The 24,325-nt window shown below is 54.9% G+C and carries 22 protein-coding genes, 3 tRNA genes and 1 riboswitch; of the genes, 13 read left to right on the top strand and 12 right to left on the bottom strand.

Features of this window, described 5'->3' with window-relative positions:
• Positions 1-196: 196 nt before the first annotated feature.
• Positions 197-1,270 carry an NAD(P)/FAD-dependent oxidoreductase gene (locus tag N879_RS00475; protein ID WP_009458913.1) on the top strand — a complete coding sequence of 358 codons (1,074 nt, stop codon included), beginning with the start codon at positions 197-199 and terminating at the stop codon, positions 1,268-1,270.
• Positions 1,271-1,603: 333 nt separating this feature from the next.
• Here the strand turns inward: N879_RS00475 and N879_RS00480 are convergent.
• Positions 1,604-1,688 (bottom strand) — tRNA-Leu (locus tag N879_RS00480).
• A 162-nt stretch (positions 1,689-1,850) separates the two neighbouring features.
• Here N879_RS00480 and N879_RS00485 point away from each other — a divergent pair.
• Positions 1,851-2,423 carry a PadR family transcriptional regulator gene (locus tag N879_RS00485; RefSeq protein ID WP_022983141.1) on the top strand — a complete coding sequence of 191 codons (573 nt, stop codon included), beginning with the start codon at positions 1,851-1,853 and terminating at the stop codon, positions 2,421-2,423.
• 2 nt (positions 2,424-2,425) lie between these two features.
• Positions 2,426-3,226 (top strand): siderophore-interacting protein, encoded by an 801-nt coding sequence (locus tag N879_RS00490; protein ID WP_009458920.1) that lies wholly within the window; start codon positions 2,426-2,428, stop codon positions 3,224-3,226.
• Here N879_RS00490 and N879_RS00495 read toward each other — a convergent pair.
• Positions 3,223-3,567 carry a hypothetical protein gene (locus N879_RS00495; RefSeq protein ID WP_009458921.1) on the bottom strand — a complete coding sequence of 115 codons (345 nt, stop codon included), beginning with the start codon at positions 3,565-3,567 and terminating at the stop codon, positions 3,223-3,225. The two genes, N879_RS00490 and N879_RS00495, sit on opposite strands and share 4 nt — an antisense overlap.
• A gap of 118 nt (positions 3,568-3,685) precedes the next feature.
• Positions 3,686-3,779, bottom strand: a riboswitch (SAM-I-IV-variant riboswitch).
• Positions 3,780-3,932: 153 nt separating this feature from the next.
• On the opposite strand from N879_RS00495, the gene N879_RS00500 reads away from it, so the two are divergent.
• Positions 3,933-4,017: transfer RNA gene (locus N879_RS00500), tRNA-Leu, on the top strand.
• 132 nt (positions 4,018-4,149) lie between these two features.
• Here N879_RS00500 and N879_RS00505 read toward each other — a convergent pair.
• Complete coding sequence (locus tag N879_RS00505) at positions 4,150-5,028, bottom strand: LysR family transcriptional regulator (protein WP_009458923.1); 879 nt, start codon at positions 5,026-5,028, stop codon at positions 4,150-4,152.
• 153 nt (positions 5,029-5,181) lie between these two features.
• Here N879_RS00505 and N879_RS00510 point away from each other — a divergent pair, with 153 nt between their 5' ends.
• From N879_RS00510 to N879_RS00520, 3 genes are all read left to right on the top strand, one after another.
• Entirely contained in the window at positions 5,182-6,564 is a 1,383-nt protein-coding gene (locus N879_RS00510) for a M20 family metallopeptidase (protein ID WP_021446493.1), read from the top strand.
• A 70-nt stretch (positions 6,565-6,634) separates the two neighbouring features.
• Positions 6,635-7,912, top strand: a complete 1,278-nt coding sequence (locus N879_RS00515) for an MFS transporter (protein WP_009458929.1) — start codon at positions 6,635-6,637, stop codon at positions 7,910-7,912.
• 241 nt (positions 7,913-8,153) lie between these two features.
• Positions 8,154-8,408 carry a heavy-metal-associated domain-containing protein gene (locus N879_RS00520; RefSeq protein WP_031231948.1) on the top strand — a complete coding sequence of 85 codons (255 nt, stop codon included), beginning with the start codon at positions 8,154-8,156 and terminating at the stop codon, positions 8,406-8,408.
• Between the two features lie 496 nt (positions 8,409-8,904).
• Here N879_RS00520 and N879_RS00525 read toward each other — a convergent pair.
• A tRNA-Leu gene (locus tag N879_RS00525) sits at positions 8,905-8,989 on the bottom strand.
• A gap of 108 nt (positions 8,990-9,097) precedes the next feature.
• Here N879_RS00525 and rnr point away from each other — a divergent pair.
• The 3 genes from rnr to N879_RS00540 all read left to right on the top strand — a co-directional run bounded on the left by rnr (position 9,098) and on the right by N879_RS00540 (position 13,785).
• Positions 9,098-11,575 (top strand): ribonuclease R, encoded by a 2,478-nt coding sequence (rnr, locus tag N879_RS00530; protein WP_009458934.1) that lies wholly within the window; start codon positions 9,098-9,100, stop codon positions 11,573-11,575.
• A 69-nt stretch (positions 11,576-11,644) separates the two neighbouring features.
• Positions 11,645-12,391 carry a 23S rRNA (guanosine(2251)-2'-O)-methyltransferase RlmB gene (gene rlmB, locus N879_RS00535; protein ID WP_009458936.1) on the top strand — a complete coding sequence of 249 codons (747 nt, stop codon included), beginning with the start codon at positions 11,645-11,647 and terminating at the stop codon, positions 12,389-12,391.
• 158 nt (positions 12,392-12,549) lie between these two features.
• On the top strand, positions 12,550-13,785 hold the full coding sequence (locus N879_RS00540; RefSeq protein ID WP_021446494.1) for a cystathionine gamma-synthase family protein: 1,236 nt from the start codon (positions 12,550-12,552) through the stop codon (positions 13,783-13,785).
• A gap of 13 nt (positions 13,786-13,798) precedes the next feature.
• Here the strand turns inward: N879_RS00540 and pdxR are convergent, their stop codons facing one another.
• Positions 13,799-15,271, bottom strand: a complete 1,473-nt coding sequence (pdxR, locus tag N879_RS00545) for a MocR-like pyridoxine biosynthesis transcription factor PdxR (RefSeq protein WP_031231950.1) — start codon at positions 15,269-15,271, stop codon at positions 13,799-13,801.
• 319 nt (positions 15,272-15,590) lie between these two features.
• Here pdxR and N879_RS00550 point away from each other — a divergent pair, with 319 nt between their 5' ends.
• The 3 genes from N879_RS00550 to N879_RS00560 are packed head-to-tail and all read left to right on the top strand — an operon-like array spanning position 15,591 to position 18,537.
• On the top strand, positions 15,591-17,150 hold the full coding sequence (locus N879_RS00550; RefSeq protein ID WP_235484215.1) for a nitrite reductase: 1,560 nt from the start codon (positions 15,591-15,593) through the stop codon (positions 17,148-17,150).
• A gap of 13 nt (positions 17,151-17,163) precedes the next feature.
• Complete coding sequence (locus tag N879_RS00555; RefSeq protein WP_009461228.1) at positions 17,164-17,508, top strand: c-type cytochrome; 345 nt, start codon at positions 17,164-17,166, stop codon at positions 17,506-17,508.
• A gap of 48 nt (positions 17,509-17,556) precedes the next feature.
• Positions 17,557-18,537, top strand: a complete 981-nt coding sequence (locus tag N879_RS00560) for a precorrin-2 dehydrogenase/sirohydrochlorin ferrochelatase family protein (RefSeq protein ID WP_009461227.1) — start codon at positions 17,557-17,559, stop codon at positions 18,535-18,537.
• A gap of 310 nt (positions 18,538-18,847) precedes the next feature.
• Here the strand turns inward: N879_RS00560 and nirJ are convergent, their stop codons facing one another.
• From nirJ to cobA, 7 genes are read right to left on the bottom strand one after another with little or no spacing between them, the layout of a single operon-like run.
• Positions 18,848-19,981, bottom strand: a complete 1,134-nt coding sequence (nirJ, locus tag N879_RS00565; protein ID WP_009461543.1) for a heme d1 biosynthesis radical SAM protein NirJ — start codon at positions 19,979-19,981, stop codon at positions 18,848-18,850.
• A 2-nt stretch (positions 19,982-19,983) separates the two neighbouring features.
• A complete protein-coding gene (ahbB, locus tag N879_RS00570) occupies positions 19,984-20,481 on the bottom strand; it encodes a siroheme decarboxylase subunit beta (protein WP_009461545.1) in 498 nt (165 codons plus the stop codon).
• A 1-nt stretch (position 20,482) separates the two neighbouring features.
• Positions 20,483-20,968 carry an Lrp/AsnC family transcriptional regulator gene (locus N879_RS00575; RefSeq protein ID WP_009461547.1) on the bottom strand — a complete coding sequence of 162 codons (486 nt, stop codon included), beginning with the start codon at positions 20,966-20,968 and terminating at the stop codon, positions 20,483-20,485.
• On the bottom strand, positions 20,961-21,980 hold the full coding sequence (ahbB, locus tag N879_RS00580; protein WP_442853941.1) for a siroheme decarboxylase subunit beta: 1,020 nt from the start codon (positions 21,978-21,980) through the stop codon (positions 20,961-20,963). The genes N879_RS00575 and ahbB (N879_RS00580) overlap by 8 nt, the downstream gene beginning before the upstream one ends.
• Positions 21,937-23,097, bottom strand: coding sequence for a cytochrome D1 domain-containing protein (locus N879_RS00585; protein ID WP_009461551.1), 1,161 nt, complete (start codon positions 23,095-23,097; stop codon positions 21,937-21,939). The genes ahbB (N879_RS00580) and N879_RS00585 overlap by 44 nt, the downstream gene beginning before the upstream one ends.
• Complete coding sequence (locus N879_RS19875; protein ID WP_035272739.1) at positions 23,094-23,417, bottom strand: c-type cytochrome; 324 nt, start codon at positions 23,415-23,417, stop codon at positions 23,094-23,096. Before N879_RS19875 ends, N879_RS00585 begins: the two co-directional genes overlap by 4 nt.
• Positions 23,418-23,467: 50 nt before the next feature.
• Complete coding sequence (gene cobA / locus N879_RS00590; protein ID WP_009461555.1) at positions 23,468-24,250, bottom strand: uroporphyrinogen-III C-methyltransferase; 783 nt, start codon at positions 24,248-24,250, stop codon at positions 23,468-23,470.
• Between the last annotated feature and the right edge of the window lie 75 nt (positions 24,251-24,325).

The raw sequence follows: 24,325 nt of genomic DNA on the forward strand, positions 1-24,325 counted from the left end.
TTCCACAATTAAACAGGCTGTGCAGGCCTTGTCCGCGCTACCACAGCAAAAGTTTGGACCCGTATGGGAGTCGTGGTAAAACGTCCGGGGCCAGTCGGGCTGGCGGGAGTTCCGCCCGAGCTGTATGTGGAAGTACAACGCGGTTCCATGGACATTGTCCCGCTGACAAAGCAGACGGGAACCTGAGGATGAAGGCATGATTATTGTTGTTGGCGCCGGTGTGGCGGGCTTAGCGGCGGCGCGTCGCCTGAGTATGCAAGGTCAGGAAGTAACGCTGGTGGCTCCTCAGGAGCCCCAGCCCTCGTTTGGTGAGACCTTGTCCGAACGCGGGGCCGTGGTCTTGACCAGCCTGGGCTGGGCAGGCTGTCTGGATGAGACGGTAGCCTTGCGTTCACAAGGGCGTTTTTCGGTATGGGGTAGCGTAGGACTGCGCACCGTGCAGGATGAAGACGGGCAGGGCTACCTGCTGGACAAGGCCCGTCTGGAGCAGGCGTTGTTTGAGCGCGTGCAAAAAGAAGCGAAGGTCAGTATTCGCCAGACACGAGTTCTGGGCCTGGAGCACCAGCCTGAAGGTGTGGTTGCCAGGCTGGCAGACGGTACCAGCCTGGAAGCTGCTGCCTTGATCGACTGTACTGGTCGTGCAGCCTTGTCCGCCGGAGCGGCCGCCCAGCGTCATCGTCTGGATAGACTGGTCGCTGCCTGGCACGTCTTTGACCTGCCTGAAGGGGCAGAACCCTTGGCTGCTTCCCTGGTAGAAGCCGTCGAGTTGGGGTGGTGGTACTTGTCCCCCATGCCAGGTCATCGCCTGATGGTGGCCTTGTTTTCGGACTCGGATCTTTTGCCCGATGGTTTGAGTCGAGATGGTTCGGTCTGGGCCGGTTTGCTGGGCTGTGCCGACGCGGCACGAGTGCGTATGGAAAGCCTGGGCTTGGATAATCAGATGGCTGCTCACACTCCTAAAGTCAGCGCTGCCGCTAGCTGCACCGTGTCTTACTTCGTGGAAGGCCGCATCTTGCGTGCCGGTGATGCAGGCGCGGCCATGGACCCCCTGGCCGCCAATGGCCTGGCAACGGCCTTGTGGAGCGGATCACAATCGGCACAGGCTGCTGTAGCTCTGACAAAAGGCAATCCCGAGCCGGCGCGTGCTTACGAAAAGGACTATTTGTTAGGTTTGGTGCGCCACCTGAATTCGCAGCATGCTTTGTATGGCATGGAGCAACGCTACGCGGCGCAGCCTTTCTGGCAGCGTCGTCATCGCGCCTTGGAGTGATGGTAAAGAGGGCGGGACAACGAAATAGCTTGCTGTAAGACCGCCAGAATCAAAAAAGCCGAGACAGTGCTCATGCTGTTTCGGCTTTTTTTATGGCTGATTGTTCTTCGGTAAGTCAGGGAGGTGTTTTGAATACGTCTGCCTTCAGTCCAAAAGGAGTTTGATTTTTCGGAAGGTCGTACCGCTGGAAGAGAGCCCCGGTCATATCAACACTGATTGGATCTACGTATCTGACTTCCTCGTCTTCAAACAGGGGTTCAAGCTGCTTGCTTTCAGAGACGGAAAAAACAAAAAGCCGACCATCTTGCGATGATCGGCTTTTTGAGGAATTTGTGGTGCCCAGGAGAGGACTCGAACCTCCACACCCGAAGGCACATGGACCTGAACCATGCGCGTCTACCAATTCCGCCACCTGGGCTTTTGATCAAGGCTGCTGCCCGTCTCAAGCATTCAATTATAGAGTGAGTTTCCTTGGGAAAGCAAGCATTTTTCACTCAATAAATTTAATTTCTATTTCTAGTTGATTGGCATTCTCATTATCATTATAGTGTGTCATGTGATATAGCATAAGAGTATGGACATGAAATTCAACACAATGGATGTCGAGCGGATGCTGCTGGATATGGGCCAAGGCCGAAAATACTCTGCTCGGGCCATGCAGCTCATGCTGATGGCCCTGCTCAAAGAGGGCAGTACTCACGGTTATCAGTTGATACGCCGTTTCGCGCAGCTTAGCCAGAACAGCTATGTACCCAGCGCTGGTGCGGTCTATCCCGCCCTGGCGTATTGCGCCACGCAAGGCTGGGTGCTGATTGAAGAAGAAGGCCGTCGCAAGATGTACAGCCTGACCAAGGAAGGGCACACGTATCTGGAAGAGCAAAAAGAAAAGTGCGATTACCTGATGCAGTCCCTGACCTATCGCGGGCGCAAGCTGGTGTGGATACGGCAGATGCTGGCCGAACACAATAGCGACGAGGATTTGAAGGCCGCGCAGGAACAAACAGGTTGGTTGCCGGAGTTCGTCCAGGTACGCCACAGCCTGAAGCAGGCCATGTTTGAACAATCGACAGCCAGTCTGGAACGACAGGCAGAGGTGGTGGCCATTTTGGAAAAAGCCATCGCTGACATACGGAACTTGCCCAAGGAGTCTTAAGAATGCAGTCTGAACAATTAACGCAGAAAGTTGCTCATACCTTGAAGTTGCGTTTGCTGACCGTAAAAAAGCGGCGCGAACTGGGGCCTGATATGGTGCGCATCACCCTGGAAGGCTCGGATCTGGAAGGTTTTTATACCCCTGGCTTTGATGACCACGTCAAACTGATTTTCCCGGACCCTGTCACTAAAGAATTGCGACTGCCTCAAATGGGCGAGCGTGGCATGGTCTTTGCCGCCGGTCAGGAAAAGCCACCTATCCGCGACTACACTCCTCGCGAGTTCCGCGAGCAGGAAAAGGAGATGGATATTGATTTTGTGGTCCACGGTGAAGGCCCGGCATGCCAATGGGCCATGCAAGCTAAAGAGGGCGACAAGCTGGGTGTGGCCGGGCCGCGTGGCTCCTTCCTGGTCAGCAAGGACCTGGATTGGCAAGTTCTGATTGGCGACGAAACCGCTGTGCCTGCCATGGCGCGACGAGTGAAAGAACTGCCTTCCAATGTGAAGGTGCAGGTTTACGTATTGGCACGTAATCTGCTGACAGTCGGTGCGATGGAGGCACCGGACCATGTCACGGTGAACTGGATTCCTTCGCTGGCCGGTTTGAATGGCATTCTGGACGCATTGCGTGCCGCACCCGAGTTGAGCGGCACCGGCTATGTGTGGGTCGCAGCAGAATATTCCATCGCTCAAAGCTTGCGTGAGTACTGGGTGCAAGATCGCGGCCTGGATAAAGGCGCGATTCGGGCCAGCAGCTACTGGCGTCAAGGCGATCAGGGCGACGACGCCCCACGCTTGGACTAAGCGGCTTTTTGCTGAGGGTAGGGCTGGGCGCGCAAGCGTCCGCCCACGTTCAACACGGGTTGTAAATCTGTATCCAGCACCGTATCGGGATGAGCCAGACGGTGTTCGTCAATCAGGCGGGCAATGGCATCCATGTTCAGCAACAAGGTGCTGTCAATATCGTGCTGGAAGCGGGCCCAATAGCCACCGCGACAACTGGAACCCAGCCAGCGCGGCTCGTAATCTCCGACCTTGTCAGCATGTACTTCGCACACTACACCCAGCCGGGAACAACCGGGGTGCAGGACAATGCGGTAGTGGTGCTGCTCTAAAGTCAGGTGGTAGCAAAACGGTGCAGACATGAAACACTCCTGTTTAGCTCTTGGAAGGGGCTTCCGGGTGAGCAAGTTGGATTAAAGGACCCTTTGCCTGGAAACGACCAAGCATAAAAAAAACCCGCTGGCAGCGGGTTCGTTTCTTGATGATCCCATTGATTGCCAGATGGCCATATCTTGAATCCACCTTGTGCGGGTACACAGGTTGGCATGGGTTGTCCCAACTCTTGATATAGCAATAAGCATAAAAGCGATTCTTATGAAGTGCAAGGGCTGCGCTTATTTCTGTCAGGCATGAAAAAAAGCAGAAATAGTTTGCATTCTTTCAAAACCATGTTATAGTTCTCTTCTGTCTTGCAGAGACGAGTTGAAAAACAAATCCAGCAGTCAGAGCCCAGGTGGCGGAATTGGTAGACGCGCATGGTTCAGGTCCATGTGCCTTCGGGTGTGGAGGTTCGAGTCCTCTCCTGGGCACCAAAATTCCTCAAAAAGCCGATCATCGCAAGATGGTCGGCTTTTTGTTTTGTGTGTTCACAAAAAGAGGCGTGAGCAACTAGCTGCAGAGCATTGTTACAGCCAACCTAAAGGAAAGCTCAGTCATCGAGTTATTCAAACTTCCTTCAGTTCCCGGATCAAGGCTTGCAGAAAAGTGTTGACGCTTTGAGGTAGTGCCCGCTTTGCCATACTTAAAACCTGTAGATCCCTGTCCAGGCGGGGGTCCAGTATGGGAACGATTTTCAGACCGTGGTCCATGCTGCTGCGATGGCTGATCGACGCCCCCAAGGCAATCGCGTTGGTACGACGGACGAACTCGTGCAGTACTCCCGAATAATTGCAGGTAAATACCTCGTTGAAGACCAGCTTCTCCATCTGGCAGACATGATTAAACAACTGCTTTTGAGTTAGCTCCTCTCCGGGCATCACAATGGGGTAGGGCTGCAGTTGGGTCAAGGATAAACTGCGTGCCGCATTCAGGGGGTGCTCAGGTTGCATGATGGCAAAAATAGGTGAAAGGCAGGAGTAGTTCACTTCAATGTCGGGTACCGGGGCCGTGCTGAAAATGACCCCGAGATCGACCTCTCCGCTTCTGACCATTTCCACACAGTCATCGGGCGAGCTGACCTTCAAGACGAACCGCGCCAAAGGGGTTCGGTTGGAAAACTCAGCCATGACCATGGGTAGAAAATAGCGGGACAGGCCCTCTGTGGCCGCCACTCGTATCAAGTGTGCCTGGGCATAGTCGTTCTGCCGCAGGCTTTGCAAGATTGCTTCTTCCTCCAATCGCACACGCAGGGCATGTTCGGCTAGGGCCTGACCTGCTGCCGTCAGTACCATTCCCCGCCGTCTGCGTTCGAACAGCGTAACGCCTATGGATTCCTCCAACAGGGTGATTTGCCGGCTGATTGCGCTGGAGGCAATGTGCAGTCGTGCACTGGCTGCTGCCAGTGATCCTGTTTCCATCACCGCCAGAAAGTACTTGTAGTCCATGATTTTGCTCAGCTAATCCCGTCTGTACCGATAGTTTAGGACTTAACTTAAGAATTCTAAAAATTAGTTCATTCTATTCTAAAGATAGAAATATACAGAAGGTAAAACGAATTCTATAGTCCTCTTTCCTATCAATAAGACAACGAGACAAAAATGGGAAAAAGTAAAGCCTTGTCCAGGGTGCGCGCCTATTTTGAGGAGGGCGGTTTCGAGCAGGACTTGCGCCGTCGTGTGGCGATTCAAAGTGACAGCCAGACTGCGGAGAAAGTGGATCAATTGCAGCTCTACCTGGATCAGGAGCTGGGCCCTTCCTTGGTGAAACTGGGGTTTGAGGTCCGTATCCTGGCCAATCCCAAAGGGGCAGGCCCCATCCTTCTGGCTCACCGACATGAATCCGATGAGCTACCCACGATTCTGACCTATGGGCATGGCGACGTGGTGCCCGGACATGACCATCAATGGCGTGAAGGCTTGGCGCCTTGGGAATTGAAGATCGAAGGGGAGCGTTGGTACGGCCGTGGGACGGCGGACAATAAAGGCCAACACAGCATCAATCTGGCCGCGCTGGAACAGGTCATTCAAGCTCGCGATGGGCGTTTGGGTTTCAACCTCAAAGCCATCTTTGAGACGGGTGAAGAGCGAGGCTCGATCGGTTTGCGCGAGTTTTGCGAACAACATGCACAGAGCTTGTCGGCTGATCTGTTTCTGGCCTCGGACGGCCCGCGCTTGAACGCTAATCAGCCGACCTTGTTCTTGGGCTCGCGTGGCACTGCGTTGTTCTCGCTGGAGGTGATTTCGCGTGAAGGGGGGCTGCACTCGGGCAATTGGGGCGGGGTGATGGAAAACCCCGCGGTGGTGCTGGCCAATGCTCTGGCCTGCCTGGTGGGGCCTCAAGGACAGCTGTTGTGTCGCGAACTGACGCCAGGCCCCATACCGGAGGACGTGCTGGCTGCCATTGCAGATTTGGAGATTGGTCAGCATACCTTGGGGCTGGCCTTAAATGAGCATTGGGGCGAACCGGGCCTTAGCTACGGCGAACGTCTGTTCGGCTGGAACACTTTGGAAGTGCTGGCACTGGATGCCGGGAATCCGCAAAAACCAATCAATGCTATCCCGCCTCGTGCTCAGGCTTTTTGCAATTTGCGTTTTGTGCTGGGAACGCAGACAGAGGACTTGGAAAGCACCTTGCGCCAGCACCTTGATGCGCATGGCTTCGAGCAGGTGCGTATTCATATGGGCCAGATCATGCCTGCCACCAGGCTGGATCTGGGCAATAAGTGGATCGCCTTGATCAAGGATGCGATCAGCAAAGTGACGGATCAGAAAATTGCCGTGATCCCGAATTTGGCAGGAACTGTACCCAACGATATTTTTGCCGATGTACTGGGTCTGCCCACGATCTGGGTGCCACACTCCTACCCCGGCTGCTCTCAGCACGCTCCCAATGAGCACATGCTGACTCCCATTATCCAAGAGGGACTGGACATCATGACCAGCGTTTTCTGGGAACTGGGCGAATTGAACAAGAATACTTAAAAAAACAGACGCCGTTCAGAAGTAACGGCGCATTGCCTTCGGAAACACCGGGGGCAGGAGGAGATAAAAGATGGAGCAGACCAAAAAAGCGGTGGGGCCTTTACCGCGTTCGTTCTGGAAGCCGGTCGCCGCGTCCGTGGTGGGGAATACCTTGGAGTGGTTTGATCTTGCTGTATATGCCTACTTTGCACTGACCATTGGTCGTGTTTTTTTTCCGAGCTCAGACCCTACTGTCTCTTTGGTTCTGGCTTTTGCCACATTCGGGATTTCATTTCTGATTCGGCCCATTGGAGCCGCGGTTATTGGCTCCTATGCGGACAGACACGGACGCAAGAAAGCCTTGTCCCTGTCCATCCTCTTGATGTTATTGGGCACGTTCATGATTGCGGTCATGCCTGGTTATGAAACGCTCGGGCTCATTGCGCCTATCGGTATTTTGATTGCGCGTTTTATTCAGGGTTTTTCGGCGGGGGGCGAATTTGGCAGTTCTACCGCATTCATGATGGAGCATGCTCCAGAACGCTCTCGCGCATTTGTGGCCAGTCTGCAGTTTGCCAGTCAGGGCTTTGGTGTCGTGCTGGCTTCTTTGTTCGGTTACGTGTTGACTTCTACCTTAAGCGAACAGCAGATGCTGGATTGGGGGTGGCGTGTTCCTTTTTTCTTCGGCTTGTTGCTGGGGCCGGTAGGATACTGGATCCGCAAAACGGTGGATGAGTCTCCGGATTTCAAAGAAAGTGAGCCGGGCGGTCAGCCAGTGCGAGAAGTACTGAGTTCACAAAAGGCTTTGCTGTTGATTGCTTTAGGCACCTTGATCTTGTCTACCGCCTCCAACTACCTGATTACTTATATGCCGTCCTATGCGGCGACCACATTGCATGTTCCACAATCCGCCGGATTCTTGGCAACCTTAACAGCAGGCTTGATTCTGACTATTGCTACGCCGTTGGTAGGTTATGTCGCAGGTAAAGTTGGTCGGATCAAGATCATGCTCACCGCTGCCGTGCTGTATGCGATTACGATCTTCCCGTCCTTCATGTGGTTGAATAGCGAGGCGACCCAAACGGCGCTGATTCTGGTTGTAGGTTTGATGGCTTTGCTCAAAGCCGTGTACTTCGCCCCCTTGGCCGGACTGATGGCTGATGTTTTTCCGGTGCGTACCCGTGTTACAGGCATGTCCTTGAGCTACAACGTCGGCGTCACTGTCTTTGGTGGTTTTGCACCTGTGATTGCCACGGGTCTGATTTCACTGACCGGCTCTCCGGTGGCGCCCAGTTACTACCTGATTCTGGCCGCGGCGTTGAGTATCGTGGCCTTGCTGGCAGCCAGTCGCAAGCTGGGTATGAGGTAAGTCAGGGTCGTTCAAGGGAGGGCAGGCACTGCTAACAAGCAAAGGAGCCTGTTCAGAAAACCGTTTTCAGACCGGTTTGCCTGTGGTCAGCGGGCAAGCCGGTTTTTTTGTGTCTGCCTCCAGGCTGGCGCATCGTTCTTGTCCTGGCACCTTGCCGTATCTATAAGATGTATTTAATATATATCTTTATGGGCGGTGGCGATTTCATCAACTGCCTCACCTCATGTTAAAGGGATAAAAAATGCAAGTTGGAATGCTGAAACTGGCGGGTTTGCGACACCCTGAATGCGCCGATAAAGTGGCTATTGCCTTGGCGGCTATTGAAGGCGTACAAGCGGCAGATGCCTCGTTCGAAAACGCAAAGGCGTCGGTTCGTTTTGATGAAACCCAGGTCTCGCTGGAAGATCTGCATGCTGCGGTCGAGCGGGCCGGCTATCAAATCGCCAAACCTGCGCATGGTGAAGATGGTGCATGTTGCGGTGGCTGCGGCGGTTAAACCTACTGCATCCTGAGACTGAAAACCGACTGTAGAAACACAGTCGGTTTTTTATGGTTGTACAAAGCAGGGCAGGCGGTGTTTTGCTTTGAGTGTGTTGCCTTGGCTCCCCAGGTGCTTGCTTCAAGGGGTATTCACAGGCCTGTAAAGAAATCAGCCGATCATGCGGTGGTGATTTTTTGTGTGGAAATGGCTGTGTGTACAAAAGAAGGGGGTCGTATTGCTGCTTGTTTTCTGCCACAGTCAGACGTAATCGGATTGATGCTGAAGGATAATAAATTCATGGAGCAACCAAATAAGAAAGGCCGACCATTGAGAAATGAGCGGCCTTTCGGAATTTTGGTGCCCAGAAGAGGACTCGGTCACACGGGCGCGACCCCGGTCGGGCTTGCATGCCCGACCTTTCTCGCCCCCACGTCAGGTGCTCAAGCACCTGACTTTCTGGGCTGGAAAGCAAAAAGCCGACCATCTTGCGATGATCGGCTTTTTTGGAATTTGGTGCCCAGAAGAGGACTCGAACCTCCACACCCGAAGGCACATGGACCTGAACCATGCGCGTCTACCAATTCCGCCACCTGGGCATATCGTTGTATGCTTATGGCTGTGCCAAAAGCCTTGAACGACTTTACTGCGTGAGCAGCAAAGAAAAAGGATTATAGGCATACTTTATTAATAATGGAAGTGTCCTTTTGAATAAAAAACATCAAGACAGTACTGAGGACCGTATTCAATCAACGGGCCGTTATGAGTTGCCGCCTGACTTCGACCCGGATACCCCGACTCGGGAAGTGATCCTGGCGGGGCTGCGCGAAGATGCAGACGGCCTGACCATGCAGGCTCTGGCGAAAAAGCTGGGCCTGGGCAAAGAAATTACGGTGGGTTTCGAGCGGCGTGTGCGCGCAATGGAGCGCGATGGTCAGTTGCTGATTTCCCCCGAAGGCAAAATTCGCAAAAATAACCAAACTGGTTTTATCGCCGGCAAAGTGTTGGGCCATCGCGACGGCTTTGGTTTCTTGCAGCGCGACGATGGGCAGCCCGATCTGTTCTTGTCGCCACGAGAAATGGCCAAAGTGTTGCACGGCGACCACGTTATGGTGCGTATCGTCGGTGAATACCGCGGCAAGCCAGATGCCTCGATTGTCGAAGTTACTGCGCGCCACACCAGCAAGCTGGTGGGCCGTTTCCTGCGCGAGCGTGGCACGTTTATCGTGGTGCCCGAAGATCAACGCATCAAGCACGACATCCTGATTCCCAACGGAGACCAGGGCGAGGCCGAGCCCGGTCAGGTTGTGACGGTAGAGATTACTCAGCAGCCCGAGCGCCATCGTCAGCCTTTGGGGCGTGTGATTGAAGTGCTGGGGGAAATTGACGATCCCGGCATGGAAATTGAAATTGCCGTGCGCAAGTTTGAAGTGCCGGTCGATTTTTCCGAGAAGGCGCTCAAGCAGGCTGCGCGCATTCCCGCCAAGGTCAAGCCATCGGAATACAAAGGCCGCGTTGATTTGCGCGATGTGCCTTTCATCACTATTGACGGTGAAGACGCACGAGATTTTGACGATGCGGTGTACTGCGAACGCGTTGATATCGGCACGGGCAAGCGCTCGCGCTGGGCATGGCGTTTGCTGGTTGCGATTGCCGACGTCAGCCATTACGTGCGCTCTGGCGATGCCCTGGATGAAGACGCTCTGGAGCGTGGCACCAGTGTGTATTTCCCGCGCCGCGTGATCCCCATGCTGCCAGAAAGCCTGTCCAACGGGATTTGTTCTCTGAATCCGTCGGTAGACCGTCTGGTCATGGTATGCGATATGGTCGTGTTGGCCGATGGTGCCAAATCCGGCACCGTGTCGGCCTACCAGTTTTATGAAGCGGTCATTCATTCACATGCACGCACCACGTATTCCGATATCTGGAGCGCCTTGCAGCAGCCCACTGGCCCGGCGGCCACCCAGATTCAGCACGTGCTGGAGCCTGTGCAGAACCTGTACTCCTTGTACCGCCTGCTGGCCGAGCGCCGTACTGCACGTGGTGCGATTGACTTCGATACGGTTGAAACCAAGATTGTGTGCAACCCCTTGGGTCGTATTGAACGTATTGAGCCCTTGGTCCGTAACGACGCGCACAAGCTGATTGAAGAGTGCATGTTGGCAGCCAATACCTGTGCTGCCGACTTTATTGCCCGCAGCCGTCGCAACGGTTTATACCGCGTGCACGAAGGCCCAACGCCGCCCAAGCTGGAAGCCTTGCGTGAGTATTTGCGCAGTTTAGGTTTGACGCTGGAAGGAGGCGATGAGCCTACTTCTGCTGATTACGCCAAAGTCGTGGCTGCGGCTCGTGGCCGTTCTGACTTTGCCGTCATTCAGACCATGTGTTTGCGGTCCATGCAGCAGGCTATTTATAGCCCGGAAAAAACGGGGCACTTCGGTCTGGCCTATTCGCAATACGCGCACTTCACCTCGCCGATTAGACGTTACCCGGATTTGCTGGTGCACCGTGTCATCAAGGGTATTTTGAAGGGCGAGCGCTACATTCCGGCTATCGACGAAGATCCGGGCGATGCCGCCTTGCCAGCCAGCAAGCGCGACTTTGCACGTTGGGAAAAATTGGGCGCCTTGTTGTCAGCGCGCGAGCGTCGTGCTGATGAGGCTTCCAAAGATGTGGAAGCCTGGCTCAAGTGCTGGTTTGTTAAAGAGCACGTGGGGGAGGAATACTCCGGCAAGATCAGCGGCGTGACCAGCTTCGGTCTGTTTGTGACGCTGGATACCTTGTATGTGGAAGGTCTGGTCCATGTCTCCGAGCTGGGTGCGGATTACTTCCAGTACAACGAAACCTCGAACGAGCTGCGTGGTGAGCGCACCGGTCTGCGTTATCGCCTGACCGACGCGGTGCAAGTCCAGGTCGCTCGTGTTGATCTGGAAGCGCGCCGTATCGAGTTCCGTCTGGTCAAGGGTGTGGGCTACAAGGCGGTGAAGGCGGCAGCTGAAGGGGTCGATCCATCCGAGCGTCCCATCAAGAAAGCGGCCCCAACCAAACCGCTGGCCTTGAAGGGCACCACGGCATCCCAACGGCGTGCATCGCAAAAGCAGGCCGAGCGGGATGAAAAGCGCAGTGCGGAGAAGGCAGCCAAGTCTGCGAAATCCACGCGTAGCCCTAGAGGACGGCGCCGATAGGCGTACAATGCCAGGCCGGGCTTTTTGCCCGGCTTTCTTTATTTGCTCTTATTTCCCCCAAGGATTGTTATGCCTCAGCAGGTTTTGGCCGGTTTCCATGCCGTTATTGCCCGAGTTCGTTTTAGCGCCGCTTCGGTGCGCGAGGTCTATGTGGATCAGACCCGGCGCGATAAGCGGATGCTGGCCTTTATCGAACAGGTAGAACTGGCTGGTTTGAAAGTCATGGCTGTGCCGGTGGAGCGTCTGGATGGTCTGGCCAAAGGCACGCGCCATCAGGGCGTGGTGGCATTGGCTCTGGAGCAAGAACTGGCCGTCGATGTCAATGAATTGCTGGACGATCTGGAAGAGGCCGGTCAGGTACCTTTTCTGTTGATTCTGGATGGAGTGACAGACCCCCACAATCTGGGAGCCTGCTTGCGTAGCGCCAATGCGGCAGGTGCCCACGCCGTAATTGCGCCTCGTGACCGCGCTGTGGGTCTGAATGCCACCGTATCACGCGTGGCTTGCGGCGGTGCAGAGTCTACGCCTTACATTACGGTGACGAACCTGGCCCGTACCATGCGTATGCTGCGCGAGCGCGATGTCTGGCTGGTCGGCACCAGCGACCAGGCCACGCATACCTTCCACCAGGTCGATGCCCGCCGTCCCATGGCCTGGGTAATGGGGGCCGAGGGCGAGGGCATGCGTCGTCTGACCCGTGAAACCTGCGACGAGCTGGTTTCCATCCCCATGATGGGCGCAGTTGAAAGCCTGAACGTTAGCGTCGCCAGTGCGGTTTGCTTGTATGAAACCTTGCGCCAACGTAGCCAGTCTTAATTTCTTTTAAGTCTTGTTACTTGCTTAATTACTTATTTGTATAAAAAACGGCGGGTTTCATCCGCCGCTTCACCAGATAATAGGTAATTGGCCGTCAGCCGGGCAAAACCCGATCGGCGCTGACGGTGTGTACACGCATTATGGGCTTGGAAACGATCATGGAAGAAAACGGCTTTATTACCTCTACCTTGCACTCTGACCGTCGCTTGGGCACGCAGCATGGCGCTATCCATCAGCCATTGCACCCATCGACCGAGTTCGGTTTTCAGGATGCGCGTGAGCTGGCTGCGGTCTTTCAGGGCAAGTCCGGCTTTACCTATTCTCGTCAAGGCACGCCCACCACGGCGGCGTTGGAAGCCAAGATTACACGCATGGAAAAAGGCATAGGCAGCGTCAGTTTTGCCACAGGTATGGCGGCGCTGACAGCAACCTTGTTTACCTTGCTGCGCCAGGGCGATCACCTGATTGCCAGCAAATTCCTGTTCGGTAATACCAATAGCTTGCTGGGGACTTTGCGCGACCTGGGTGTACAAACCACGCTGGTGGATGCAACTGATCTGGCCCAGGTGCAAGCCGCACGGCAGCCCAATACCCGCATGGTCTTTGTTGAGACCATTGCCAATCCCGGTACACAGGTAGCAGATCTGAAAGGGGTGGGGCAGTGGTGTCAGGACGAGGGTTTGCTGTATGTGGTCGATGCCACCTTGTCTTCGCCGTATCTGTCGCCCGGCCGTGAATTCCAGGCTTCTCTGGTGGTCAACTCCCTGTCCAAACACATTGGTGGTCACGGTAATGCCCTGGGTGGCATGGTGACGGATACCGGCCTGTTTGACTGGACGACCTACCCCAATATTGCCGAGGTCTACCGCACGGGCAATACGCAGAACTGGGGTTTGGTACAGATTCGGAAAAAGGGCTTGCGCGATATGGGCGGCACCTTGTCGTCTGACGTGGCTCACCGGCTGGCCGTCGGTTCGGAAACCTTGCCTTTGCGTATGGAGCGTATCTGTTCCAACGCCCTGGCCTTGGCGCGCCATTTGAAGGCGCATCCCAAGGTCAAGCACGTGCAGTATCCCGGCCTGGAAGATCACCCGCAGCACGAGCGTACGGCTCAATTGTTCGGCAATCGCTTCGGTGGCCTGATGAGCGTAGTGCTGGAAGAGGGCATTGAAATCTTTGACTTCCTGAATCGCCTGAAAGTCTTTGTACTGGCTACGCACTTGGGTGACAACCGCAGTCTGGTGCTGCCCGTGGCCCACACCATCTACTACGAGATGGGCGCTGAGCAGCGCGCTCTGATGGGCATTGCCGACAATCAGTTGCGTATCTCCGTAGGTATTGAAGAGATTATCGATCTGACCTCGGACTTTGATCAGGCGCTGGCCCAGTCCTAAGCTCTTCGCACATCTAGCCATGGTTCAGCCTGGGCTGTATCAGGGCTAGATGCTGCATTGCTTGCTGCAATTCCCTGCATTCCAGATTCGCATAGCCAAACAGCAGATGGCGTGGATTCGTGCTGTCTGTTTCCTGGCTGGCGGCCTGTGCTAAAGGGTAGAGCCGTATGCCATGGCGCAGTGCCGCAGCGGCAACGTGGTGGGCATTTGGGCTTTGTTGTGGCAGGCGAAAAGCCAGATGCATGCCAGCATTGTGTCCGCTGACCACGCCCGTATTTCCCCACACTTTTTTCAGTCCCTGCAACAGCGTATTGCGTTGCTCCAGATAACGGCGGCGCAGGTATTGCAGGTGCCGTGGATAGTCATACTCATCAAAAAAACGTGCCAACACGGCTTGTGTTAGCCAGGGTGACCCGTTGTTGAGCAAGGCCTTGCGAGCAATAAAATCCTGGCTCAGGTGGGGAGGACAGACCATATAGCCCAAGCGCAAACCAGGGCCCAAGGTTTTGGAAAACGAACCCAGGTAAATCACCTGTCCGGGGCTCATGGCCTTGAGTGGCGCGGGCAAGGCCGGGCCATAACAGAAGTCCCCGTCGTAATCGTCCTCAATAATCAAAGCGCCACTGGTACTGGCCCAAGCCAGTAGCTCCTGTCTGCGACTTACCGTCAAGGTGTGCCCCAAAGGGTACTGATGGGAGGGCGTGACGAAAGCCAACTGAACAGCCTTGTCGGGCAGTGTGTCTGTGCGCAAACCGTGCTGGTCCACAGGCACGGGAATACTTTGTGCACGGTGCCGCGCCAGCAAATGTCTGAAGCCGTTGTAGCCGGGCGACTCATGCACCGCACAGCTTTTTTCGTCCAGGAAATGAGCTGCGATCAGACTTAAGGACTCCTGTGTTCCTGCAGTGATGATGATGTGCTCCGGGTCAGCCAATATGCCCTTGCTGGCCGCCAGATAATCCGCAATTTGCAGCCGCAAACCCCATAGACCTTCAGGCGGTGGATAGTCTGCCATGGCAGAGCCTGCGTAACGCAGCAACTGGTTGGACAAATAAATGAACTGTCGCAGCGGAAAAGCATGGACCGAGGGGCGTCCAATCTTGAAATCAAAACGAACGGGCACGCTGGCAGCAGGCACATGCACACCGCTGGCCTGTGCCGTGCTGGTACGCGGGCTGCGTGAACAGTGGGCCGTCTCCAGCACAAAATCCGGTGCCAGGCGACTGCGACCATTGCGGGTAGGTGTAGCCACAAAGAATCCCCGGCTAGGTTCGCTATGAATCAGATTGGAGTCGATCAGCAAATCATAGGCACCCATGATCGTATTTTTGGAAACCTGCAGCAGAGACGCCATTCGGTTGATTGAAGGCAGGCGATTGCCTTCTTGCAAACGTCCCGAACAGATCAGGGTTTCGATTTGACGTGCAATTTGTCGTTTATACGGTGGGCTATGAGTATGGGAAAGCGTAATCGGTAAAGAAAACATGGCGGGACCGGAAAAATAATCAAAACCATCAAGGGCGAGCCAGGCCGGGCCACTATAGGCAGCAGCCTCTAGTTTTAACTTGAGTTAAGTCAAAATGAATATTCGTTCGTGATAAATTTATCCGGCTTCTTGATCTGCCAACTGGCTCCTTGTCATGGATGTTTTTATCTAGGTAAGAGTATTTAATATCCCGTAATTACGATATAAAAAAACCATCCCCATTATTTAATCCGTATCCATACCTTCTCAGTAAAAAATAACAATCGTTATAGTTTGTTTGGTCTTGCCCTTTAGCAAGGCAATTGTTGGAGGTAATGGAATGTATAGAAAAATGATGACCCTGGCCTTCCTGTCTACCACCGTCAGCGCGGCTTTGGCGGCCCCGACGGAAGAGCAAGTTCGGGTAGACAACTTGTTTCAGCAAAACTGTGCGGTGTGTCACGCAGCCGACCGGGGAGGGTATATCGCTCCGGGCCTGCACAGTGATCGCCTGGTTCAAAGTGAGATTGCCTTGCGCGGCACCATCATGACCGGGATTCCGGATACCTTGATGCCACCTTTTGTCGGACGCTTGCCCGACGAGGATATTCGCGCATTGGCCAAGATGATCAAGAACGAACCCGTGGTGGAACGCACTTGGGATATGGATCAGATACGTGCCAGCGTGAAAGTGCTGGTAGACGAATCCACCTTGCCCGGCAAACCCAATTACGAGATCGATTCCGTCTACGACTTGATGGTCATCATGGCCCGCGGGCGTTATGGGCGGGGCGATGGTTCCAATCAGGCTCGTGCTGTTTTCATCAATGGCAAGAACAACCAGAAGGTGGGTGAAATTGCCACGGTTGGCGCGCCACACATCATGGAATTCAGCCCCAGCCACGAGCGCTGGGGATACCTGAAAAGTGATGATGGCCACGTCTACAAAATCGACTTGTACACCTTGCAGATTGTTCGTCAGGCCAAGGTGGGGCTGACTGGTACGGGTATTGCCTTATCCAAAGATGGCAAGTGGCTGGCACTGAGTTCCTTCGTACCCAACAGCATGGTTATCCTGAAGGCCGACACCCTGGAACCAGTGAAATATATCGCTCTGGAGGGCGAGGACCCAGACGGCAATTTCATCAAATCCGCCGGTGGTCCGATTATTGGTAGTCGTATCAATAACAAGTTTGCATTGACACTGCGCCAAGCCGGGCAGATCTGGATTATTGATCCGGACAAGCCGGATATGCCGGTCACCAAACTGGCCAAGGTCGGCCGCATGTTGCACGACACCTTCCTGACGCCGGATGGTCGCTATTCCATGGTGGCTTCTTACGACGACAACAAGTACGTGGCCATCGACCTGAAGGACGACAAGGTGGTACGTGACATTCCGGCTGGCTGTCAGCCCCACGCAGGCTCGGGTGCTGTCACGGAAGTGAACGGCCGCATGCTGGCCTTCGGCACCAATATGGGCACCTGCAAGTTAGGCTCCGTGGTTACTGCCTGGGATGTCAAAGACTTCTCTGTGGTGAAGCAGATTCCCGTTGCCGGAGCCACCGAATCCCCCGCCGCCCATCCTAATGCCCCGTATGTGGCGGTGGACATTATCGACAAGGACAAGCGCGCTTCCTGGATTCAGCTGATCGATAAAAACACCTTGTCCGTGGTGAAGACTTTGGAGGTGGGTGGTCATGCCTTCTTCCCCAACTACAACCGCACGGGCGATTACCTCTACGTCAGTTCGGGTTACTGGGGGGATCGCTTGAAGATTTACGACAGCCGCAGTCTGGAGCTGGTAGCTGAACACAAGATGGAAAGCCCATCGGGCATTTTCTCGCGTGCCCGTACCCGTTGGCTCACCATTGGTCAGCCTGAAACCCAAAAATTCTAAGCAAAGGAACGTCATGAAAAAGCTTTTTATGGGTATGGCTCTTGTGGGCCTCTTGGGTTCCAGTGTCGCATTGGCAGCGGACAAAGCAGTGGGTTTACAAGGCTCGCATGGGCAGTCGCAACTATCGGCCCAGGCATCGTCCATGCTGCCTTTGTGCGCGTCCTGCCATGGGCTGGAAGGTGTCAGCACGGAAGGTATGTATCCCAACCTGGCAGGGCAGAAGGTGGAGTATCTGGTCAAGCAGCTACAGCAGTTCAAATCGCGAGAGCGCAACGATCCCATCATGAGCCCCATGGCCGAGCCTCTCAGCCCGGAAATGGTGAATGAACTGGCTGCCTACTTTTCCAGCCTGAAGTAAGTGTGAACCGGGCGCCAGTGTCTGCTGGCGCCTTAAGGATGTCGTGCAATGAATGTGTTTCCCTTGTTCTTCAATCTGACCGGTAAGGCGGTTGTCGTCGTAGGTGGCGGGACGGTTGCGGAGCGTAAAGTTCGGCTCTTGCTGCGTGCTGGCGCGCGAGTCACCGTCGTCGCACCGGAGCAAACTTCCTGGTTGAGGGCCAGTGCTCAGGCGGGTGCTTTAAGCAGCTTGTTTACTTCCTTTGTTGCCGAGCATATCCACGAGGCCTGGCTGGTTGTTGCAGCAACTGGACGGCGCGAGATAAATCGCATCGTGGCTCAGGCAGCCGACGCCTTGCGTCTGCCCTGTAATGTGGTCGACGATGGGCATCTGTCTACCGTACAAGTCCCTGCCATGGTCGACCGTTCGCCCTTGATGATTGCGGTCTCCTCTGCAGGTTCAGCTCCTGTACTGGCGCGGCGTGTTCGGGAGTGGATAGAAAGCGAGCTGCCTGAGTCAGTAGGGGACTTGGCCGGTTTGCTGGCTCGCCGCCGAGCCGATATCAAACAGGCTTTCCCCGAGGTACATACCCGTCGTCATTTCTTTGATTACGTACTGGATAGTCCTATCCCCGATCTCCTGGCGCAAGGCAAGGCTACGGAAGCGCTGGCAGCCTTTGATGCTGCCTTGAGGACAGAAACCCCTCAGCAGCATATTCAGGTCACCATTTTGCCTATCGCCGACTTGGAGGCAGTGGACTTGCTGACGCTGCGCGCCTTGCGCAAATTGAACCAGGCAGATTGGGTCTTGTACCTGCCACTGATTTTGCCTGCGATTTTGGAGAAGGCACGTCGTGATGCCCGTTTGATGGCCTTGGATCAGGCGGGGGTGGTCTTGCAAGACACCTTGTTGAATCGTGATTTCTGGGCACCCCTGTGCCAGTCCTGGGTGCCAGGCGAGCGCATCGTGATTGCCTGGAAGTCATCGTGGGATGTACAGCCTTTGGTTGAGCTGTTGCAGCAGCAAGGCTTGATCTGTGAGCTGGCCTAGGTGCGCTATCAGCTTGCTTAGGTGAACTGTGTGATGAAGAACTAAGTGAAGTGTTGTTGTTGTTGTTGTTACTGAGTTTGAGTGAGGCAAGATCGCTTGCCTCACTTTTTTTGGCCCTTCAATTTAGGCCTGTCCAGGCTGGCACTTGAAGCTGGCTGTGTTTTGATTCCGCACTCTTTTTCCCAGCAGCTCACCTGATTTTATTGGGAGTGCTGGGTACTATTTGAGGCTTCAGAAGTCAGGGGGCAGGGCAGAGGTTCCAGAACTGTGGTTGAGTAAAAATGGTTCTTGTTAATTGCCTGGAGGGCGTTCAGACAGTGATTTCCTGATCGTTGAGATAGCATCCCGGATCTTCTGCCCACACATTGCCTGTGCTTTTTTCTGCCCGAGTGCGCGTATTGCCATTGCAGATATCCAGGTAGGCACAGCCAGCACAGCGCCCCTGTACAGGCCTGGGTCGTTGCCGCAGGCCTGTCAGCAAGGGATCTTGATCGTTGGACCAAATCTCCGAGAAAGGCCGTTGCAACACGTTTCCAAGGCTGTAATGCCACCACATGGTGTCGGGATGAACATTGCCACGGTTATCGATGTTCGCAATTCCTTGGCCGGAGGAATTGCCTCCCCATTGGCACAACATAGTCAGAATTTTGGGAGCTTGCTCGGGGTAATGCCGTCGCACCCAGTGCAGAAAGAAAACACCGTCAGCATCGTTGTTGCCCGAGGTGAACTCTTTGGGTTTGCCGGCTTTTTGATAGGTCATGCAGGTTGTGAAAAGCTGCTCCATAGCCTGCCGGGTGACGGCGTGGTGACTGGCCAGGGCGCGGTTGCCCAAACCCCGACCTGCATAGTTCAAATGAGAGAGATAAAAGCGGTCGATTTGTTCCTGCTCCATCACAGCCAGCAGGCCATTTAGATCAACTGCATTTTCTTGAGTCAGGGTAAAGCGCAGGCCTACTTTCAACTGTTTTTCACGGCATAGTCTCAAACCGTGCAAGGAGGCCGCGTAGGCTCCGTCCTCTCCACGAATTCGGTCATGGCGGGCCTGCAAACCGTCCAGGGAGATGCCTACGTAGTCAAAGCCGCAGTCGGCAATCTGATCAATATTTTGCTCGGTTATCAAGGTGCCGTTGGACGATAGTCCTACGTACATGCCCAGTGTTTTCGCACGTCGGCCCAAGTCGTAAATATCTGGGCGTAGCAAAGGTTCGCCGCCGGACAGGATCAGGGCGCGTACACCGAATTGATGCAGGTCATCCATGACAGTGCAGACTTGTTCGTAGCTCAGCTCGCCAGGGAAGTCCTTGTTGGTAGAGGCAGAGTAGCAGTGGCTGCAATGCAGATTGCAACGACGTATCAGATTCCAGATCACCACAGGGGCCTTGCTGGCGCGTGTCGGTGCAACAGGAGCGTGCAGGGCAGCGACAAAACGGGATATCCGGAACATGCTCAAGGCCTCCGTAGACGCAGGCCGGTCTTTTTAAGAATGGCCGTGGAAAACAAAATATCGTGATCGTGCAGGACGCCAGGAAAGCGCTGCGATATTTGCAGGCTGATGCTCTGTGCCTGGGCACGTACCGTGTCATGGTCCTTGCCATGCAGCATGGCGAACAGGTTGTATGGCCATTGGGGTAGACGACGCGGACGACGATAGCAGTGGCTGACTCCGGCTTGCGAGCCTAGCCATGTACCGACTAGGTCCAGCTTGTCGTCCGTGATATTCCAGACGCACATGCCATTGGCTACGTAGCCCAGAGCATAGTGATTGGGGATGGCTGCAATGCGCCGTATCAAGCCTTGGTCCAGCATGGTTTGAAACTGCTTCATGACATAAGCTTCGGATACACCCAACTCTTGCGCCAGTTTTAGGTAGGGCTGTGGCTCTATCGCCAAACCCCGCTGCGAGGCATGGATCAGTGCGGTATAGGCGGGATTCAAATGCACCATATCAAAGCTCCAGTTTCAGGCTTAGGGCGTATTCCTGCTCTTTGGGAAAGGCAAAGACGGGTAGGCCGGTTTCAGCTTCAATTGTCTGCAGGCAGGATTCGATGTCTTGCGGTGTCGCCGTAGCCAGTACAAACCACATATTCAAGGCATGGGCGCGCCGGTAGTTGTGAGCGACTTCAGGATGGCGGTTGACGGCTATGACGGTACTGTCCCAGCGTTTTTCGGGTACGGCCATAGCGACCAGGCAGTAAGTACCGCCTAAAGCCTCGATCTGGAAGAGGGGCCCAAAGCGGGTCAATATCCCGGATTGCCGCAAGTGCTGGACACGTGCAATCAAGGCAGACTCGCTCAAGGAAAAATCAGGTGCCAACTGTGCAAAGGGGCGGGAGCAGATGGGGAAACCATCTTGCAGGCGATTCAGAATGTGGCGATCGGTCTTGTCCAGTTCAACCGGCGCATGCAATGGTGGGGTGTGATGATCAGTCATGATGAGCCGGGCTAAGCAGTGCGCCTCGTTGTTTGAAGCAGCGAGTGGAGAACAACACTTCCTGCGGGAGCTGACCCAAGTCAAAACGATTATTCAACTCCGCATGGTTTGTCAGTACGTCCTGACGGTTTTTGCCGTGAATCATGCAAAACAGATTGTGATTCCAATGTGGCGGGCAGGGCTGCCGCTGATAGCACAGCGTGATGCCGTCTTGCCTGGCCAGCTCCTCGCCTAGGGCATCAATGCGAGGCTTGTCTACCGTCCAGACACACATGGCATTGGCTTGGTAGCCCAGTTTTCGATGGCGCAGGACCACGCCAAATCGCCGGAATATGCCTTGTTCCAGAAAGCCGCGTAGCTGTTGCAGCACTTGTTTCTCGCTGATCTGTACTTGCTCTGCCCAAGGCTTGAAGGGGTCGGCTTGAATCTTCAAACCTTGCAAAGAACACTCCAGCAGTTTGCGTTCAGTACTGCCTAATGCGGGCAGCCCCTTGCTTGGCGACAAGGGGCTGGTGCTCTTGGTATGTGGAACAAGGCTAAACCCCAGGTCAATGTGATAGGCCCGGATCATGGGCAAGGACAAGGGCAACAAGCCGGTATGTTCAGCGATGTGCTCCAAGGCCGCCTGCCGTTCTTGTTCATTCGCACAGGTCAGCACAAACCAGAGATTGATGGCGTGTTCGCGCTCGTAGTTGTGGTTCACGGCGGGCAGGGCACTGATCCAGTCTGCAACCGTGTTCAGATCCTTGGCGGGCACATGCATGCCCACCAAAGTGCTGCTCATACAGGCAGGGTTCAGTACTGGCCCGATACGGCTGATGATGCCTCGGTCTTGCCAGCGTTGCAGGTAGTCCATCACGGCTTGTTCGCTAAGCCCCAAGAGCAGTCCCAGCGTGCGGAACGGTCGGGGTTCCAAGGGGAAGCCATGTTGCCAGGCGTTCAATAGTTGAAAGGCAGAAGGGGAAAGATCAGAAACCAATGCGACCACTCCGATGCGTAAAAAACACTCCACTCGGGTGCTGAATATCCAGGCTGTCCAGACGCTTGAAATTGTGGGTGTCGTACACACTGACTTTGTTGTCGTCTCGCGCTGAAATCCAGACAGCCTCACCCCTAGGGGTGAATTCCATGTGGAGAACGGCTTTGCCTACGTCCAAGGTTTGAACCACTTCCAGGGTGGCGACATCAATCACCTGTACCTTGTCGTTGTCTGGAAAAGCGAAGTTCACCCAGACCTGACGGCCATCGGGCTGAGCCATCACAAAAACGGGTTGTCCATGAACCGGAATGCGAGTTTTCTCTTGCCAGTTCACGGTGCTGGCGACCAGAACCTCATGGCGTCCAATGGCCGGTAAAAATAAGTCCTGACCAGCCAAGGACCAACCCCGTAGATGCGGCATTTTGTAGACGGGCAGGGCGGACTCTCCCCGACCATAGCCTTGCAAGATTTTTTGGACTCCATTTTCAGGATTCCACAAATCCAGCATGGCCAGGGCATCCTCGCCAAACAGTCCGGCAATGTAGTACCTCCCATCCGGGGTGACCATGGCATCGTAAGGCTGACGACCCGCTGCAAAACGCCGTGTTGTGGGGCGTAAGGGGTCGGATAAATCGGTCAGCCAGATTTCACCTGCCTCGAACAAGGAGTAGGCAAATTGCTGATTGGGTAAGTCCGCCAGACCAACCACTTTGGCACGTTTGTTGGGGGCGTAGTAAGACGGGACTTCACTGATCAGGGCCAGGGTGTCCGCATCAAAAACCTTGATACCACCCGGTTCGTAGTTTTGCACCACAATCAGCTTGCCATCCTGGGAGATGGCGCCACCTATGGCATTGCCGGACTGAATGATGCGATGAACTAGAACTTGTTGAAGCAGGTCCACTTTGCTCAGGCCGCCGTCCCGTCCAAAGACATAGCCATAACGCCCGTCACGTGAGTAGGTGATATGGGCGTGGGACAGATCACCCAAACCTTCAATTCGTGCCAAGCGGCTGCGATGACTGGTTTCAACGACAGCCACACTGCCCGTCGCACGCTCTACAACCAGCCCCAGGTCATTCGTGCCGCGTAATGGGTTGGCACAGCCGCTTAAAGCGACAAGCAGGCTCAGAGTCATCAGTGCTTTCATGGTGCTGCATCCGATTCATGGAGAAGAAAATGAGCCAGCCAGAGGCTTTCCGCTGGCTGCAAGAAGCGGTTCCAGGCAGGCATGGCTGTTCCGGGACGGCCCTGCATGATCGTCAGGGCGATCTGCTGTGCGCTTTGGTCTTGCAAGGCGTTAGCCGTTAAGGCAGGCCCCAGGCCTCCTTTCAGGAGCAAGCCATGACATGAGCCGCATTCTTGATGAAGCAGCGTCCGTAAAGAGGCTTGCCGCTCCGGTGTCAAAGCGGTTTCATCAGCAGCGGCTTGTTGTGGCCAAAGAAGGGAGAGCAGCACGGCTAGCCACATGTTGGCCAGAAACTGCCTGCCACTGAGCTTGAAAGGGAGGTGCAAACCTTTCACATCAAGGCCCAGGAGGGTGCGCAGGCGAGGGCATTTTGCGTGTTTGAGGCGGGTTGCGGGTAATCCGGATGCAACTGCACCACCTGGCCGATAATCAACAAGGCTGGGGGACTGAAGGTTTGCGCAAGCTGTGGAAGTGTTTGCAAAGTACCCAAGCCCCAGCGCTGGCTTTTAAGCGTGGCATCTTGTGCCAAGGCGATAGGCGTATGTGGGCTGCGCCCATGTTGAATCAAGGCCTGGGCAATATGGCTGCAATTGGCCATGGCCATGTAGAACACCAGCGTACAGGTGGGATCAGACAAGGAGGCCCAGTTCAGTTCCAGCCCCTGGTTGTCGCGCAGGTGCCCGGTGATAAAGCGCACACTGCTGGCCAGCCCGCGATGGGTCAAGGGAATGCCTAGAGAAGCCGCACAACCTGTCGCTGCCGTAATCCCGGGCACGACTTCAACCTGGACTCCATGTTGTTGCAGATACAGTTGCTCTTCGCCTCCACGGCCAAAAATAAAGGGGTCACCGCCTTTCAGGCGAACAACGTGCTGATGTGTTCTGCTCAAGGACAAGAGCGTGCCGTTGATGTCGTCCTGCATGCTGGGCTTGCAGGCGGCAACTTTACCGACGTCATGCAAGGTGGCCTCAGGATTGATGCAGCTCATGATGGCGCGGCTGACCAGACGGTCATATACCACCGCATCTGCATGTTGCAGCAGGTATAAAGCGCGTAGTGTGAGAAGTTCAGGGTCGCCAGGCCCCGCCCCAACCAAATAAACCTTGCCGTGCATCGCTGCGCTCCTTGACGGTAGCAAGTACCGAAATACAGTCAAACAATGCAGAAAATTGTAGGAGGGCAGGCCGCT

It is taken from the genome of Alcaligenes sp. EGD-AK7 (genome assembly GCF_000465875.3).
Taxonomy (GTDB): Bacteria; Pseudomonadota; Gammaproteobacteria; order Burkholderiales; family Burkholderiaceae_B; genus Alcaligenes; species Alcaligenes phenolicus.

Bases quoted from the DNA above. Each gene is read 5' to 3' on its own strand.
- N879_RS00515 (WP_009458929.1), top strand. From the start codon at position 6,635: ATGGAGCAGACCAAAAAAGCGGTGGGGCCTTTACCGCGTTCGTTCTGG.
- N879_RS00555 (WP_009461228.1), top strand. From the start codon at position 17,164: ATGAAAAAGCTTTTTATGGGTATGGCTCTTGTGGGCCTCTTGGGTTCC.
- N879_RS19875 (WP_035272739.1), bottom strand. From the start codon at position 23,417: ATGTGGCTAGCCGTGCTGCTCTCCCTTCTTTGGCCACAACAAGCCGCT.
- N879_RS00510 (WP_021446493.1), top strand. From the start codon at position 5,182: ATGGGAAAAAGTAAAGCCTTGTCCAGGGTGCGCGCCTATTTTGAGGAG.
- N879_RS00475 (WP_009458913.1), top strand. From the start codon at position 197: ATGATTATTGTTGTTGGCGCCGGTGTGGCGGGCTTAGCGGCGGCGCGT.
- pdxR (WP_031231950.1), bottom strand. From the start codon at position 15,271: ATGTTTTCTTTACCGATTACGCTTTCCCATACTCATAGCCCACCGTAT.
- N879_RS00560 (WP_009461227.1), top strand. From the start codon at position 17,557: ATGAATGTGTTTCCCTTGTTCTTCAATCTGACCGGTAAGGCGGTTGTC.
- cobA (WP_009461555.1), bottom strand. From the start codon at position 24,250: ATGCACGGCAAGGTTTATTTGGTTGGGGCGGGGCCTGGCGACCCTGAA.
- N879_RS00505 (WP_009458923.1), bottom strand. From the start codon at position 5,028: ATGGACTACAAGTACTTTCTGGCGGTGATGGAAACAGGATCACTGGCA.
- N879_RS00540 (WP_021446494.1), top strand. From the start codon at position 12,550: ATGGAAGAAAACGGCTTTATTACCTCTACCTTGCACTCTGACCGTCGC.
- nirJ (WP_009461543.1), bottom strand. From the start codon at position 19,981: ATGTTCCGGATATCCCGTTTTGTCGCTGCCCTGCACGCTCCTGTTGCA.
- N879_RS00485 (WP_022983141.1), top strand. From the start codon at position 1,851: ATGAAATTCAACACAATGGATGTCGAGCGGATGCTGCTGGATATGGGC.
- ahbB (WP_009461545.1), bottom strand. From the start codon at position 20,481: ATGGTGCATTTGAATCCCGCCTATACCGCACTGATCCATGCCTCGCAG.
- N879_RS00550 (WP_235484215.1), top strand. From the start codon at position 15,591: ATGTATAGAAAAATGATGACCCTGGCCTTCCTGTCTACCACCGTCAGC.
- N879_RS00520 (WP_031231948.1), top strand. From the start codon at position 8,154: ATGCAAGTTGGAATGCTGAAACTGGCGGGTTTGCGACACCCTGAATGC.
- N879_RS00490 (WP_009458920.1), top strand. From the start codon at position 2,426: ATGCAGTCTGAACAATTAACGCAGAAAGTTGCTCATACCTTGAAGTTG.
- N879_RS00575 (WP_009461547.1), bottom strand. From the start codon at position 20,968: ATGACTGATCATCACACCCCACCATTGCATGCGCCGGTTGAACTGGAC.
- rlmB (WP_009458936.1), top strand. From the start codon at position 11,645: ATGCCTCAGCAGGTTTTGGCCGGTTTCCATGCCGTTATTGCCCGAGTT.
- N879_RS00585 (WP_009461551.1), bottom strand. From the start codon at position 23,097: ATGAAAGCACTGATGACTCTGAGCCTGCTTGTCGCTTTAAGCGGCTGT.
- N879_RS00495 (WP_009458921.1), bottom strand. From the start codon at position 3,567: ATGTCTGCACCGTTTTGCTACCACCTGACTTTAGAGCAGCACCACTAC.